This window comes from Dyadobacter sp. CY351, assembly GCF_021502625.1.
Lineage (GTDB): Bacteria > Bacteroidota > Bacteroidia > Cytophagales > Spirosomataceae > Dyadobacter > Dyadobacter chenhuakuii.
This window is the reverse complement of the sequence record NZ_JAKFFU010000013.1, coordinates 213176-228534: the sequence shown is the minus strand read 5'-3', so window position 1 is coordinate 228534 and position 15359 is coordinate 213176. Positions and strand designations below refer to the sequence as shown.

12 protein-coding genes and 1 tRNA gene are annotated in these 15359 nt (G+C 44.7%); 7 read left to right on the top strand and 6 right to left on the bottom strand.

Annotated elements, in window-relative coordinates:
- Positions 1-515: 515 nt before the first annotated feature.
- The 4 genes from L0660_RS22890 to L0660_RS22875 form a co-directional block, all read right to left on the bottom strand.
- Entirely contained in the window at positions 516-884 is a 369-nt protein-coding gene (locus L0660_RS22890; RefSeq protein ID WP_235161464.1) for a response regulator, read from the bottom strand.
- A gap of 4 nt (positions 885-888) precedes the next feature.
- A complete protein-coding gene (locus L0660_RS22885) occupies positions 889-2595 on the bottom strand; it encodes a PAS domain S-box protein (RefSeq protein WP_235161463.1) in 1707 nt (568 codons plus the stop codon).
- A gap of 92 nt (positions 2596-2687) precedes the next feature.
- Positions 2688-2810 (bottom strand): hypothetical protein, encoded by a 123-nt coding sequence (locus L0660_RS26250; RefSeq protein WP_310589641.1) that lies wholly within the window; start codon positions 2808-2810, stop codon positions 2688-2690.
- A 224-nt stretch (positions 2811-3034) separates the two neighbouring features.
- A complete protein-coding gene (locus L0660_RS22875) occupies positions 3035-3328 on the bottom strand; it encodes a putative quinol monooxygenase (RefSeq protein ID WP_019945777.1) in 294 nt (97 codons plus the stop codon).
- Between the two features lie 278 nt (positions 3329-3606).
- Here L0660_RS22875 and uvrA point away from each other — a divergent pair, with 278 nt between their 5' ends.
- Complete coding sequence (gene uvrA, locus L0660_RS22870) at positions 3607-6153, top strand: excinuclease ABC subunit UvrA (RefSeq protein WP_235161462.1); 2547 nt, start codon at positions 3607-3609, stop codon at positions 6151-6153.
- Positions 6154-6454: 301 nt separating this feature from the next.
- On the opposite strand, the gene L0660_RS22865 is transcribed toward uvrA, so the two are convergent.
- Both L0660_RS22865 and L0660_RS22860 read right to left on the bottom strand, forming a co-directional pair.
- Positions 6455-6538, bottom strand: a tRNA-Leu gene (locus L0660_RS22865).
- Positions 6539-6654: 116 nt separating this feature from the next.
- Positions 6655-7899, bottom strand: coding sequence for an ABC transporter permease (locus L0660_RS22860; RefSeq protein ID WP_233795959.1), 1245 nt, complete (start codon positions 7897-7899; stop codon positions 6655-6657).
- Between the two features lie 106 nt (positions 7900-8005).
- Between L0660_RS22860 and L0660_RS22855 the strand changes: the two genes are divergently transcribed.
- The 6 genes from L0660_RS22855 (at position 8006) to L0660_RS22830 (ending at position 15313) form a co-directional block, all read left to right on the top strand.
- Positions 8006-9268: an asparagine synthetase B gene (locus tag L0660_RS22855; protein WP_235161472.1), complete on the top strand. Its 1263-nt coding sequence runs from the start codon at positions 8006-8008 to the stop codon at positions 9266-9268.
- Between the two features lie 176 nt (positions 9269-9444).
- Complete coding sequence (locus L0660_RS22850; protein WP_233795960.1) at positions 9445-10689, top strand: efflux RND transporter periplasmic adaptor subunit; 1245 nt, start codon at positions 9445-9447, stop codon at positions 10687-10689.
- A gap of 5 nt (positions 10690-10694) precedes the next feature.
- Positions 10695-12140: a TolC family protein gene (locus L0660_RS22845; protein ID WP_235161461.1), complete on the top strand. Its 1446-nt coding sequence runs from the start codon at positions 10695-10697 to the stop codon at positions 12138-12140.
- A 3-nt stretch (positions 12141-12143) separates the two neighbouring features.
- Positions 12144-12806, top strand: coding sequence for an ABC transporter ATP-binding protein (locus L0660_RS22840; protein ID WP_235161460.1), 663 nt, complete (start codon positions 12144-12146; stop codon positions 12804-12806).
- 78 nt (positions 12807-12884) lie between these two features.
- Complete coding sequence (locus L0660_RS22835) at positions 12885-14129, top strand: ABC transporter permease (protein ID WP_235161459.1); 1245 nt, start codon at positions 12885-12887, stop codon at positions 14127-14129.
- Positions 14130-14146: 17 nt separating this feature from the next.
- On the top strand, positions 14147-15313 hold the full coding sequence (locus tag L0660_RS22830; protein WP_235161458.1) for an ABC transporter permease: 1167 nt from the start codon (positions 14147-14149) through the stop codon (positions 15311-15313).
- Positions 15314-15359 lie beyond the last annotated feature (46 nt).

Here is a 15359-nt window from a genome sequence, read left to right as displayed (position 1 = left end):
TTGATGAATATAACCACCGAAGACCTCATGAAGGACTCGGCAATATGACACCTTTTGAATGGAAAGACTTGCTGCTGAAAAAGGAAATACAACAACAAATGGCTGTCTGAAAATCGGGGTACATACAGAGTTTAGGCAGTCTTTTAATTAGTTAAGGCAAGCTTTTTCACCTAACACACTTTCACCAGCGAAATCCTGGCACAGCCTGATAGCAAAAAGCCCCTCAACTTGCGTTGAAGGGCTTTTGTAGCCGCAACGGAACAAATGTCGAACCAGATGCTAATAGATTTAAAAAAGTTGGCAGATATAAGTATCTATAAATGAGTAGATTAGGTTATTTGATAATGTTGCGAATGTATCTTGACTGAGACTAAACTCTTGGTACATGAGGTTGTTACACAGCGGGTGTTTGCGAAGCTGCCAGAGGTTGCTACGGGATGAGGAAGTCATGGCACCGTATTTTCTCGCGAGGTTAACGATGTTAAAAATTAAGGCATTTCATCAGAACTAAGAATTTACTTTAAATCTTGTTTTGAAAGCGGTTTGGGATAGAGCTTTTTAATCACCGGATAAGATCGAGCTTTAATCTTGTCACTTGCATCTGTAGAGGAGGTGATCATGTATAATTTGAATTTATCACTGGCAACAATATTTAGTTGTTGCAGTCTGTCTAAAAATTCCCATCCATTTAAAACGGGCATATTAATATCCAAAAGTACAACAATGTAATCGGTTATATTTTGTAGTTTTTCTATTCTCAATAAACCAACCTCTCCATTTTCGCATTGATGGCAAGTAATTGAACTATCAATGTTGTGCACCATTCTTTGGATGACTAATCTAACAATTGGATCGTCATCTACAATGACAATAGCTTTATTCATTTTTTCAAGTTAAATGTTGCGCCTTTTCAACTACGTCCTTTATAATTTCATCCAACTCGTTAGCGGAATCTCTTAAATGTTTTAACCACATTAAAGTGTCATCCAGATCTTTGTTGTTATCATCAATAGCATTCATAATTGCGAGCATTCTCGCAAGGGGTGCCCGAACAATATGTGACTGAGTCCACGCAATATTTTTTAGTTTTTCATTCTGTGTTTCAATTTGTCCGACATATTCTAGTCTGCTTATCTCAAATTTTTTTCGCTCTGAGATATCATTCATAGCACCTACCATACGGGTAGGATTTCCATTTTCATCTCTAATTACAATACCCCTATCAATCACATTGGCAAAGGTGTCGTCATTTTTTTTGTAACGGTATTCGGAGATCCAGTTGGTTTGGCGAGGATTCTCAAGCGTTCCATAAATACTTTGTAATACCTGTTTCCGATCCTCAGGATGGATATGATTTGTCCAGGACTTTAATGTTGGAGTAATCTTTTCAACCTGGTATCCAAACAGACTACCGAAACCGGGCCCCCAATAGAGTGTATCTTCTAGGATATTCCAATCCCATATCGCATCATGGGTCGCCTCGGCGACTTTTTCAAAGCGTTCATTGGAGTGAAGCAAGCGTAGATCCGACTCTTTTCTTAATGTAATGTCCTTAAAATAGACGGAAAGTCCGGTGCTTGATGGATACACCGTCACTTCGAGCCATACTTTCAATGCCGGATAAAACTCTTCAAAAGTCAAATTTTCCTGAGTTTTTGCTGCTTTGTGATATTGGCGATAAAAGTCAGTCTCTATTGCGTCAGGATATTCGTCCCAAAGGTTTTTACCAATAAGGGTGTCCCTTTTCCTGTGTAAAACCTTTTCGGTTTCTTTGTTCAAATAGGTTAGTACCCAATCTTTGTTTACTGTGAAAAAAGCGTCTCCGATACTTTCCAGGATATTAATTTTTTCCTGATAGGCTTTATCGAGTTTTTCTGCGGCCTGCTTACGTTCATCTATATTCTTAAAGTATGCTGATATGCCACCATGTGATGGATATGCATTTATTTCATACCATTTCCCATTCCCCGGATAATGGTATTCAAAGGATTCTTTCTTTTTTGAACGGGCAACTCTTTGATAAATTTTCCGAATGACAGTATCTGCACTTGCTGGGAATACTTCCCAAATGTTTTTGCCTAAAACATCTTCTGTCTTCTTTAACAGCAGGTTCTCGGCTTCTTTATTAAAATAAGTAAATTTCCAATTTTTATCTACTGCATAAAAAGCGTCAGATATACTTTCCAAAATCTCACGCATCTGAAGCGCCAGCAACTTGGAACTATGGATATCCTGAAAACTTCCGATTATTCTCTGGCATTTTCCATGAATCATTTCAACATTTCCAATAGCCCGAATCCATCTTTCTTTCTTTTTTTTAGTAACTATCACAGCTTCAAAGTCAAATGCTGCACCCGTCTCGATACTTTTTAATATAATCTCATTTACAATTGATCGATAATCATTTCGGTAAAAACCAAGGGCTGTTACTAAATTAGGGATGAACGTTTCCGGATTTGTTTCGTGCAGTTCGTGAACCATCGTCGACCAGTAAATTTTGTCATTTACTACATCAAGTTCCCAACTTCCAATTTTAGCCAATCCTGAAGCCTGTTGGAAAAACACGTTATTGAAGTCATGTTTGTTGTTTTCCATATCTCAACTGTTTTTTCCATGCTCTTCATACCTGAACATAACGGTCTCCGGCCTAATCAATGCACGATTTCAGGGCGAAAAAAACTTCACGATTACATCGGCCCGATCAGCTCCACAAATGTCCCGTCCGGATCCTGGACCAGTACGAAGTGTGAATCTTTCGTCAGAGGCGTAGGTGTGTTGACCATGCCGATCCCTTTTATATAGAAATCCAATGAGCGTTGCATGTCTGCTACCACGACGCCGACTCCGATGGATTTACTTGTAAAATTGGATTGTGCGTGAACGAGACCGCCAAAGAGGAGTGTAGCAAGGATTAACAGATCTTGAAAGTGGACATGCTTATAAATTATTTATTTTGAAAATAGGATCACTGCCGCATCTAGATTTTCTATGAAGAGCCTAAACACAATTATTATGAAGGGTAATACTCAATGTTTTACTTGACTGCCAGTAAGTCGACCATTTCAAGGACCGGATCAACTGCAAGCAGGTCCGGCGCATTTGCCATCAGTGCTTTGGCGATCCCGCCTCCCAAATGTGCCGCCCTGCCTTCCTGAGTTTCGAATGTATCGAAAATTCCGAATGTGGAAGGACCTATTTGCAGGGCAAACCAGTTGATGGTACCTGCTTCCTCCATCGCCAAAGGCAAGGCACCTTTGAGAAAGTCCGCGACGTCTTGTTCTTTACCTGGCTTAGCTTCGAGCCTTGCCAAAATTGCCAATTTTACCATAACTGTTTGATTAGTTTACATGAAATGAACTTAATTCATCCTTGTGATGAGATGGTATAAAGTCAAGCGGTAATCTCTGGGATTATACTGCTGGTATTTGTTAGTAATTAAAAATATCCGGTGCGGTACTTCTGCCTTTGTCTCACCAACCTTAACTACTTTAACATTCGATTACGCAACCATCAAATAAAGTTGCGAGCTTTGCTTAACACGGGCTTCCAGAAAAACTACTACGAAAGCGCTGGGACTATTTCAAAGTGCATTTTATCCCAGATCCAATGTCAAAAGAACTAATATCACATCCGGTCTCCAATTTTGTCAAAGTGCAGGGAGCCAAAGAGAATAACCTGAAAAACGTTGATCTGGAAATACCCAGAGATGCATTGGTTGTATTTACGGGTGTCTCGGGTTCTGGTAAATCATCGCTCGCTTTCGGGACCTTGTATGCTGAAGCGCAGCGTCGTTATCTGGAGTCCGTCTCTCCGTATGCTAGGCGACTTTTTAATCAGATGTCCATTCCCCAGGTCGACAGCATCGATGGTCTTCCGCCGGCGATCGCTTTGCAGCAGCAGCGGGGAGCGACCAGTACACGTTCTTCCGTAGGCAGCGTCACCACGATTTCGAATCTGATCCGGATGCTGTATTCGAGGGCAGGAGACTATCCTTCCGGCCAGTCGATCGTATATGCAGAATCGTTTTCGCCCAACACTCCAGAAGGCGCCTGCCCGGAATGCCACGGCCTGGGTGTTGTCTATGAAGTGACGGAACATTCGATGGTGCCCGATGATTCCCTCTCGATCAGGGAAAAAGCCATCGCGGCATGGCCCACCGCCTGGCAGGGGCAAAACCTGCGGGAAATATTGATGACGCTTGGTTATAATGTGGACATTCCCTGGCGTGACCTGCCGAAGAAAGACAGGGATTGGATCTTATTTACGGAGGAACAGCCGGTTGTTCCGGTCTATTCCGGACTTACTATGGCACAAGTTCAACAGGCCCTGGCGCGGAAAATGGAACCTAGTTATATGGGTACATTTACCGGCGTCAAACGGTATGTGATGCAAACTTTCGCCAATTCACAGAGCCAGGCGATGAAAAAGCGTGTATCCAAATTTATGCTGAGCGCGCCATGTCCCGTCTGCCACGGAAAGCGCCTGCGTCCTGAGCCATTGTCTGTGAAATTTTCCGGAATGGATATTGCGGAATTTTATCAGCTCAATATCAAGAGTTTACGTGAAATAATATCTTCATCCGTAAAAGCTAGAAATACCGACCCAGACCAGAAACACCCCGAAAAAACATTGGTTCTTGAACGCATCGGTCAGGATCTTTTATCCCGCCTGGATGTACTGATCGATCTGGGACTTGGCTATCTGACCCTTGAAAGAAGCACCCCAACGCTTTCCCCCGGAGAATTACAACGCCTGCGGCTGGGGACGCAGATACACTCCAATCTTTTTGGCGTCGTCTATGTACTCGACGAGCCATCCGCAGGTCTTCATCCTGCCGACACACAGTCGTTGCTTCGAGCCCTGGACCACTTAAAAGCAGCCGGGAACTCGCTTTTTGTTGTTGAGCACGAGGTCGAAATCATCCGCCACGCCGACTGGGTTGTGGATGTAGGGCCGGGAGCAGGTGAAAAGGGAGGTGAAATACTTTACAGTGGTCCATTGCAGGGATTGGAAAAAATCAGCAAGTCGGTAACTAGGCGATATCTGTTTAATGTTGATCAAAGTCAGAAGCCGGCAAGAGAGGCAAAAGGATGGCTTCGACTCAGGGACGTAAGCCGAAATAATTTAAAGCATGTGGATGCCGACTTTCCAATAGGCGTATTGACCAGCGTCACCGGCATATCGGGCTCGGGGAAAAGCAGTTTGATCAGTCAGGCGCTTGTTGAGCTTGTTTTGGAGAAATTAGGACAGCAAATACCAGGCATAGACGATCAGGAAGATAATTTGCTTCAGGCAGAGAACCCAAAAACAACGACCGGGTACATTTCGGAAGGCATAAGTCAGATTCGGAGGTTAATACCAGTCGATCAGAAACCTATCGGACGCACGCCCCGTTCAAACCTGGCCACGTACACAGGCCTATTTGATTACGTTCGAAAATTGTTTGCCAATACCAAAATGGCGAAGAGTCGAAAATACGATGCGGGTCGTTTTTCCTTCAACGTCGCAAAAGGACGCTGTCCGAACTGCGAAGGCGAAGGCTTTGTAATGGTTGAGCTTTTGTTTCTTCCCAGTGTCTATACTCCGTGCCCGGCCTGTCACGGAAGTCGCTATAATGAAAAGACGCTGGAAATTACATACCATGACAAAAACATTGCCCAGGTGCTTGGCATGACTGTGGATGAGGCATTTGACTTTTTTGACTCTGAACCTCAGATCAACCGGGCGCTGGATGTCGTTCGTCAGGTTGGTCTGGGTTATCTGCGTCTTGGGCAACCGGCTATCGAGCTTTCAGGAGGTGAGGCGCAGCGAATAAAGCTGGCCACCGAATTGCAACGGGCGCAGCATGGCAACACATTGTATATTCTTGATGAGCCTACAACAGGATTGCACCCTTCCGATGTGGACAATTTACTTGTCCAGCTCAATAAGTTGGTTGATCAGGGAAATACGGTCATTGTCATCGAACACGATATGCACGTTGTCGCAAACAGCGACTGGGTGATCGATGTTGGGCCAGGTGCCGGAGATGAAGGCGGTGAAGTCGTTATAAGTGGTCCGGCAGCAACTGTTGCCGGTGAACCAGACAGTCAAACGGGAAAATATTTAGCTAGCTATTTTAATGAGAAAACGCCATTAAAAGATTCAGGATGATCTCTTATGCCGATTGGCTAATAAATCGACGCCTAAATTTTTAGCTTGTGCTAGTCGGTTAGCATATAGTTGTCGAACCGGAAAAGTATTTTGGATTGTAAGTTGTATTAGGCTGATAATCAAATTAATGTTCGTTAAAATATTATTTTCGTTTTAAGATTTGCATAAAAAGTTCCGTTTGGTCGCGGCGACCGGAGTCGAATCCAAATGGCAGGAAAATATTACAAGAGCTGGGTTTAATGGTAATTTTTCAAGCTTCAAAAAACAAAAAAGCCCCTCAACTTGCGTTGAAGGGCTTTTGTACCCAGAGCCGGAGTCGAACCGGCACGAGTGTAACCTCATTGGTGTTTGAGACCAACGCGTCTACCAATTCCGCCATCTGGGCATTGATCTTCTCTTGTTGGGAGTGCAAAAGTAGGGAGAAAAATATATTAAGCAAGCGTATCGCCGAAAAAATCATTGGAAAAAATAATGGCAATACATTCACGAAACTTAACTTCCTTATTCATAACGCAGTGCTTCTATCGGATCGAGGCGTGAGGCTTTGATGGCCGGGTAAATCCCCGAAAGAACGCCCACAACTACGCAAACGAGAATTCCCATCGCCATCCAGATCCAAGGAACCACAAATGTACTGTCGGAGCTGATGAGGCCGGAAATGACGTTGCCGATGACAATGCCTAGAATCAAGCCGGCTATTCCTCCTAGTATGCAGACAACGATGGCTTCGATCAGAAATTGGAAACGGATCACACCTGGCGTTGCGCCGAGCGATTTGCGGATCCCGATTTCGCGGGTTCGTTCGGTGACGGAGACGAGCATAATGTTCATCAATGCGATGGAAGCGCCTAATAATGTGATAATGCCAATGCCGAATCCGCCGATACGCAGATAACCGGTCACCTCTTCAAAATCCTTGGCGACTGCATCCGCGCGGTCGATGGTGAATGAATCTTCTTTGCCCAAAGCATCGTTCCGGATCCTGCGCATGATCCCGCGGGCTTCTTCTACGATAAAATCTCCGTCGGAAATGTTCGGGGCAGAGGCGGTAATGTTGTATGTTAATGCGCGGTTTGCGGCAAGTCCGCGGCCATTTTCGAGGGGAATGAGGATAATGCGGTCTGCGTCATTTTGTCCGCCGAGCGAACCTTTCTTTTGCAGCACACCCACAACTTTGTAACGGCTGCCCATGAAAGTAATGTCCTTATTGAGCGGGTCAACGCGTTGAAAGAGTTTTTTGGCAATTTCCTGGCCTATCACTGCAACATTCAGCGCGTTTTCCATATCATTCTTGTCGAGATTACGGCCCAGGTCTATTTTGTAGCCGTTAATGCCTAGATATTGCTCGTCGGAACCGACGACGCTGGTGTTTGGATTTGTTTTTTGGGAGAGATAATTTACCTGAACAGCTCCGCCTATGTCTGCTGAAAGTGAGGCGGTTGCAGTGTAAGATGATTTAAATTGATTGGCAAATGTAAGCGCTTGCCGATAGGTTACTGCGGGATATTGCTTGCTCCGGCGGCCGCCATTGCGAAATTCATCGTCCTCTTTGTTTTTGACGGTGAAAGTGTTGGCTCCCAGGTCTGCAAAGCTGCTGTTGACCGAATTCTGAATGCCTTCGATGGCGGTCAGGATGCCGACCAGGGACGTGATTCCGATGGCAATGATCAGCGCAGTGAGAACGGTTCTGAGCAGATTGCTTTGAATGGAGCGGAGGCCTTCGTCAATATTTTCCCTGATGTTCATGGTTTTAAAGCTTGTGCACCATAATGTGATTTCTATCGTTTTCTTTTTATATTTAATAAAATCCGACTTTGTAAAGCTGCGCATGAAACGTGAAAGAATCAAACCAGTGATACGCTTGTTTATCCCGCTTATCATTTTTTTAACATTATCATTTGACAGCATGTCCAACCGGCTGCTTATCCCTATGGATGAGGGCCAAAAGAACCATTTGAAGGCTTACGGGATTTCTTACTGGATCCTGAAAAATTTTGAAATGGAAATGGATTGGCTGCTAAATTACCGTGGCGGCAGTTTTATGATCGCTTATAATCAGCAGTTTGCGTCGGAAATGACGGTTCGCGGTGTGAGTTTTGAAGTGATCTCGGAAGGGCAGGCGGGTCAGATCCTGAGCCAGATCAGTGCGCCGGATGTGAATATGGATGCGGTAAAATTGCAGAAAGCGCCTAAGATCGCCGTTTATTCTCCCAAATCGACGCTTCCCTGGGATGACGCGGTGACGCTGGTGCTAACTTATGCGGAGATTCCTTATGATGTGATTTATGACGATGAAGTGCTGAACAATAAGCTTCCGGAATACGATTGGCTGCATTTGCACCACGAAGATTTTACGGGCCAGTTTGGTAAATTTTATCAATACAAAGATTTTCCATGGTATCGCGAGCAAAAGCGCGAGGCGGAAGAGACGGCCAATAAATACCATTTTGGTAATGTGCCACAGATGAAACTGGCAGTGGCAAAGCGGATTTCGGAGTTCGTTACGGGTGGCGGTTACATGTTCGCCATGTGCAATGCCACCGATACATTTGACATTACACTTGCCGCGGAAGGGCTGGATATTGTGGAGGCTATGTACGATGGCACGCCCGTAGATCCGACTGCTAATAGTAAACTAAATTATGATAACACATTTGCTTTCAAGGATTTCAAAACCATTTCCTATCCTTATGAAGTTGAGTTTTCAGACATTGATAACCAGCCTGAAGAGCGTAATCTGACGGAGGCTAACGATTTCTTCTCGCTGTTCCAGTTTTCTGCTAAATGGGACCCGGTGCCCAGCATGCTCACGCAAAATCACCAGACCATTATCAAAGGTTTCTTGGGCCAAACAACCGCTTTTAAAAATCGCCTAATCAAGCCTGAGGTCATCATTCTGGCTGAAAATAAGACTGCTAAGGAAGCGCGTTACATTCATAGCACGCATGGAAAAGGCTTTTTTACTTTTTACGGGGGGCATGATCCGGAGGATTACCAGCACCGTGTAGGCGAAGAACCTACGGACCTGAACTTGCATCCAAATTCGGCCGGTTATAGGCTGATCCTCAATAATATCCTGTTTCCGGCAGCTAAAAAGAAGAAGCTGAAAACCTAGTTTCGAAGGCTTAAATTTTCAGTTCCAAATCACACAAACCGTGCGCTATCGCACGGTTTTTTGTTTTTATTTTTTATATAAAACATTGATTGTTAGTGTTTTATGTGTTGGCACAAAAATGGATTAACTAGAAGCACATTAGCCATGAAACACATTTAACCTCCAAACAAAAAACAATGGATCGGGAAGTTGCGCCGGACTACATTAAAACCACCAGAAACCGACGATGGCTTTTCATCGCGCTGGGAATAATCTTAACGGTAACATTGCTTTATTTTTTTCGCAAATCCCTTGGCAGCACTTTGGAAAGCAGCAGAATCCGTACGGGAACGGTTGAAAAAGGGAATGTTGAAAACACATTGACTGCATCGGGAGAAGTCATCCCGGCTTATGAGCAAATTTTTACGAGCCCCATCCGCGCCAGCATCAAGCGCATTTTGCTGACGCCGGGAACGCAGGTAAATCCAGGCGAGGCCATTGTTGAGCTGGATAAGTCGCTTACTGTAATCGAGTCCGAACGTTATGAGGACCAACTGAAATTGAAGCAAAACAGCATTGAGCAGCTGCGGATGAAGCTGAACAAGGACTTGTATGACGCTGAAATTAATGATCGCATCAAATCTTTGAACATTAACAAACTCCGGGCTGATTTTGAAGATGCAAAAAGACTTCAAAAAGTAGGAGGGGGCACGGCGGAAGACATTACCCGGGCAGAGAACGCGTTAAAAATTGCGGAGCTGGAAAAGAAGCAGTTGGAGAATGACCTAAAATACAACCGGGAATCGATGGGCGCGAGCTTGAAAGAGACCGAACTGGGCGCGCAGATTGAGAGTAAGAATTTGAAAGAATTACAGCATAAGCTGAGAATGGCGGACATCGTCGCCGACCGGAAAGGGGTTTTGACCTGGGTAAATGAGAACATTGGCTCGTCGGTGAATGAAGGAGAAATGCTTGCAAAAGTGGCTGACCTGGGCAGTTTCAGGGTCGAGGGGAGTTGCTCGGATATTTATGCAGATCAGGTGAAAGCAGGACTTAGCGTGATTATCAGGCTGAATGAGGTGACATTACGAGGTGTGATAACGCAGGTGAAACCAGCTGTGAAAGACGGCGTGATCGGGTTTGTGATCCAGTTGGATAACGCAAAAAGCGAATCGCTCAGGCCGAATATGAAGGTGGAAGTTTATGTGGTGACCAGCAGCAGCTCCAATACGGTGCGCGTTGCCAATGGACCAGCATTTACAGGTAAGAAAAAGCAGTTTGTTTATGTTTTGAAGGACAACAAAGCGTTGCGCCGGGAAGTTGAAACCGGACTTTCAAATTTCGATTTTGTTGAAATAAAAAGCGGTTTAGAGGTGGGCGAGAAAGTGATCCTGACGGATTTGAATGATTATGAGCATTTGGAGGAAATTTCAATTCAATAAATGCTATGAAAAACATTCTTACATTCATTTTCGCTTGTTTTGTGACTTTTCCGGTTTTAGCACAGCCCAGGATACTTTCGCTGCAAGATGTTGTGCTCATGTCCAAAGAGCAATCTGTTGCTTCTAAACAGGCGGTTACGGCCAGGAAAACCAACTATTGGCAATATCGCTCGTTCCAGGCAGATTACCGGCCGCAACTTAGCCTGAATGGAACAATTCCGGGTTTTACGAGATCTTACATTGAGGTCAGGCAACCGGACGGAACGATTTCTTTTGAGCAGGTTTCAAACAACAACTCTTTGCTGAATTTGTCTCTGAGTCAGAGCATTGCGCTTACGGGTGGAACGATTTACGTGCAGCAGCAGACGCAGCGTTTTGATGATTTTGCCAGAAATAACACCAGATACAACGGCATTCCATTTGAAATTGGCATCACCCAGCCGCTTTTCCGGTTTAATACATTAAAATGGGACCGGAAAATTCAGCCTTTGAAATACCAGGAGGGCAATCAGCAATTTATCCAGTCACTCGAACAGGTTTCGCTGGATGCGACGGGTTATTATTTCGAGCTGCTGGTTGCGCAGGTAAATTTGCAGATCGCCGAGAAGAACCGGAGCAATAATGATACACTTTACAAGATCGCGCAGCAAAAGTTGGCATTGGGAAAAATATCTCAGAATGACCTTCTGCAACTTCAAATGGGACTGCTAACAGCGCAGAAAGACCTTGCATCGGCTCAGCAGGCAGCAGCAGTAGCTTCCCTGAAACTGAAAATGTACATGGGTTCACGGGATGAAAGGGAGCTTGAACTGGAAATCCCACTGGAAGCAGCGGAATTTGCAATCAATACACAACTTGCATTGGATGAGGCATTTGCAAACAGATCCGCGGCGGTCGGTTTTAAGCGAAAGTTGCTGGAAGCCGAACGGGAAGTGCAGTTTGCCAGGAAGGAAAACGGTTTGAATGCTTCGCTGAATGCGACTTTCGGATTATCAAATCAAGGTGCACAGCCCTCCGACGTATACAGGAATCCGCAGGACCGTGAGTTTGTGGAGCTGCAATTTACATTACCGATCATGACCTGGGGCCGCAATAAGGCCCGCACGGAGGTGGCGAAGGCGAATCAGGAGTTTGCGCAGCAATCGGTGGAGCAGGAGAAGCTTACATTTGAGCAGGAGATTTTTACGCAGGTTACCCTTTTGCAAATGTTACAAAAGCAGGTTAAACTCACCAAACTGGCCGATAATATTGCCGCGGACCGCTATCAGATCGCCAAAGAAAGATTTATCCTGAGTGACCTGAGTGTCACCGATCTGGGCATCGCAACGCAGGAAAAGGACATTGCCCGGAGAGACTACATCTTAGCATTGCGGGATTACTGGCAAGCCTATTACAGCCTGAGGATCTTGACATTATACGATTTTGAACAAAATAAAAAAATAACATACTGAGCCATGATCAAACTGCAAAACGTTGAAAAAGTTTACCGCACAAGCTCCATTGAAACACTCGCGCTGAACAACATCAATATCGATGTTAAAAAGGGAGAATTTGTTTCCATAATGGGCCCCTCCGGCTGCGGAAAAAGCACATTACTGAACATTATGGGCCTTCTGGACGAACCTAGCAAGGGACATATCGAGATTGATGGAAGTAAGGTTGAAAAATATACGGACAAATCGCTGGCAAGTCTGCGTAACCAAAAACTGGGCTTCATTTTCCAAAGCTTTCACCTCATTAACGATCTTTCGGTGATTGATAACGTGGAAATTCCGCTTTTATACCGGACCAGTTCCTCCAAAGAACGCCGCGAGCTGGCGCAGGAAGCACTCGAAAAAGTGGGGTTGAGCAACCGGATGAAACATTTCCCAAAGCAACTTTCAGGAGGGCAAAAACAGCGCGTAGCCATCGCCAGGGCTATTGTAGGGAAGCCGGAGATCATCTTAGCTGATGAGCCGACCGGAAACCTCGACAGCGCAATGGGAAATGAAATCGTGAGCATTCTGCAGAACCTGAATGAAGGAGGCGCCACCATCGTGATGGTAACCCATGACGACGCCATGGCCAAACGCACGCATAGGCTGATACGGTTGTTTGACGGCACGCAGGTTCTTTAATTTTGAATGAGTGAATGTTTTATTCATGGTTCGATCATTCACTCATTCACTCACTCACCCATTCACTCATTGAACATTATGCTTCTAAACTATATCAAAATCGCCTGGAAAGTGCTGCTGCGGCATCCTTTCTATACATTTATTACACTTTTCGGCATCAGCCTCACACTTACGGTGTTAATGGTGCTGACTTCATTCCTGGACCATTTGTTCGGGACACATTACCCGGAAGTTAACCGTGATCGCTCATTGTATGTTGCCACGGTCATCCAAACCGATTCGGCGCGCACTTCCATGTCGTCCGGACCTGCAACTTTCGATTTTTTGACCAAGCATGTGAAGTCGCTGAAATCGGCTGATAAGGTTGCTATTATGTCCAATTTCAACTTTTCAAATACATACGTGAATGGGAAAAGGATCAAATTGAATACCAAGTATACCGATGCTGAGTTCTGGGAGGTGATGGGTTTTCAGTTTTTGGAGGGGAAGCCTTATAACGATAATAACATCAAAAATTCAGATCACGTGGCGGTCATTACGGATGCTTTGCGCGACCAGTATTTTGATACCGGCGGGAAGTCTGTCGTAGGACAGAACATTGAAATCGAGAATATCAATTATCGTGTGATCGGTGTGGTTAAAGGCAGCCCGCCAACGCGTATTTACAGTTATTCGGACATTTATTTCCCTTATACGGCCCCCAAGAGCAATTATCAAAACAAGGGACTGAGAGGCAGTTTCATTGCCATCGCTACTGCGAAGGATGCTACGGATATGCCGGCAATCCAATCGGAATTTGACAGCAATATTTCCCGTATCCCGTATTCGGAGATCCATACCGACAAAAACCTGACGGTTTTGCAAGTGAAAGCAGACAAATATTTCGATCATTTCGTCAACACTTTTGCGCGGAGCAGCACGCAGCGGTTCATGTTTTACACCGTGGTAAGTTTTGTGGTTTTAATGTTTATGGGCTTGCCAGCCATTAATCTGGTCAATGTCAATGTCAGCCGGATTTTGGAAAGGGCTTCTGAAATTGGTGTAAGAAAAGCATTTGGTGCTCCTTCGGCGGCATTGCTCTGGCAGTTTATCATTGAAAATATTTTCATCACATTCATTGGCGGTGCATTTGCGCTGGCGCTCTCTTACCTGATCATTTACTTCATTAATTCCAGCGGCTGGATCGCCTACGCAGACCTGACGATCAATGTGCCTGTATTTGTGATCAGCCTGGCTGTCTGCCTGTTTTTCGGACTCCTTTCGGGCGTTTTACCCGCATTCAGGATGTCAAGATTAAAAATCGTAGACGCGCTGAAAGTTTAACATTAAAATCGACTATTATGCTTCAACATCTTTTCAAGCTCATATGGAATAAAAAGGGCACGCATTCCCTGCTTATTATCGAAATTCTGGCGTCTTTTCTGGTGCTTTTCGGAGTGCTTTCGCTGATTGTTTTTAATGTCAGAAATTATTTGCAACCCATTGGTTTTAACTATGAACAGGTCTGGAATGTGGACTTGGCCAAAAATCAGGATACAGTGGAAGTCGCCCGCAAACTTACCAGCGTTATGCAGCGGATCAGGTCTTATAAAGAGGTGGAAACGGCTACAAGAATGAGCAGTAATACGCCGTTTTCAGCCAATCAGGTTAGTGGTGCCATGACTTATAATAAAGTAACGGTCGGCGCGGATTTTTACTATACAGACCCTGACTTCAATAAAACGCTCGATTTGCCACTGTTGAAAGGACGTTGGTATCGGGAAGGTGATCGTGTAGCGAAATTTATTCCGATTGTGATTAATAAAAAGCTGGAAGACAAGCTCTTTCTAAATGAAACATCGTTGAATAAGGTGATCAAAATCGACGATAAGAGCTCCTATAAAGTGGTCGGCGTTATCGATAAATTCAAAGCCAAAGGCGAATTTATGTCTGACAATCCGGGCGTTTTTGAAATGCTTGCCAAAGATGATGTATGGAATTCCAATGTATTGATTAAAACCAAACGCGGCACGGACGCAAACTTTGAAGCCAAGCTTGTGAAGGACATTGCGATGATGCTGCCTGGTTGGGGAATTGAAGTGAGTTATTTAAAAGAATCACGTCTAAACCGTCATAACCTTACGCTTGTTCCAGTGCTTATTTTTCTGATTATCAGCGCATTCTTGCTTACTAATGTAGCGCTGGGACTTTTTGGGATACTAAATCTCAACATTTCGCGAAGGAAAAATGAAATCGGACTTCGCAGGGCGATGGGTGCCACGGAAGGCAAAGTGGCCATTCAGTTTTTGGGAGAAATATGGGTGATCGCGACTTTCAGTCTTATTATCGGGTTACTTTTCGCTGTGCAATTTCCGCTGATGAATGTGTTTGATCTCGACAGTGAAATTTATATCACTTCAATTTTCGCCTCCATTGCCGTAATTTACATCATCGTTACCCTCTGCGCATGGCTCCCCAGCAAGCAAGCCTCCCGGATCCACCCTGCGATAGCGTTGCATGAAGAGTGAGGGTTTAGATGGGAATGATTGAATGTTTGAATGTTGAAAAGTGATT

Bases quoted from the DNA above. Each gene is read 5' to 3' on its own strand.
- L0660_RS22890 (WP_235161464.1), bottom strand. From the start codon at position 884: ATGAATAAAGCTATTGTCATTGTAGATGACGATCCAATTGTTAGATTA.
- L0660_RS22885 (WP_235161463.1), bottom strand. From the start codon at position 2,595: ATGGAAAACAACAAACATGACTTCAATAACGTGTTTTTCCAACAGGCT.
- L0660_RS22875 (WP_019945777.1), bottom strand. From the start codon at position 3,328: ATGGTAAAATTGGCAATTTTGGCAAGGCTCGAAGCTAAGCCAGGTAAA.
- uvrA (WP_235161462.1), top strand. From the start codon at position 3,607: ATGTCAAAAGAACTAATATCACATCCGGTCTCCAATTTTGTCAAAGTG.
- L0660_RS22860 (WP_233795959.1), bottom strand. From the start codon at position 7,899: ATGAACATCAGGGAAAATATTGACGAAGGCCTCCGCTCCATTCAAAGC.
- L0660_RS22850 (WP_233795960.1), top strand. From the start codon at position 9,445: ATGGATCGGGAAGTTGCGCCGGACTACATTAAAACCACCAGAAACCGA.
- L0660_RS22845 (WP_235161461.1), top strand. From the start codon at position 10,695: ATGAAAAACATTCTTACATTCATTTTCGCTTGTTTTGTGACTTTTCCG.
- L0660_RS22840 (WP_235161460.1), top strand. From the start codon at position 12,144: ATGATCAAACTGCAAAACGTTGAAAAAGTTTACCGCACAAGCTCCATT.
- L0660_RS22835 (WP_235161459.1), top strand. From the start codon at position 12,885: ATGCTTCTAAACTATATCAAAATCGCCTGGAAAGTGCTGCTGCGGCAT.
- L0660_RS22830 (WP_235161458.1), top strand. From the start codon at position 14,147: ATGCTTCAACATCTTTTCAAGCTCATATGGAATAAAAAGGGCACGCAT.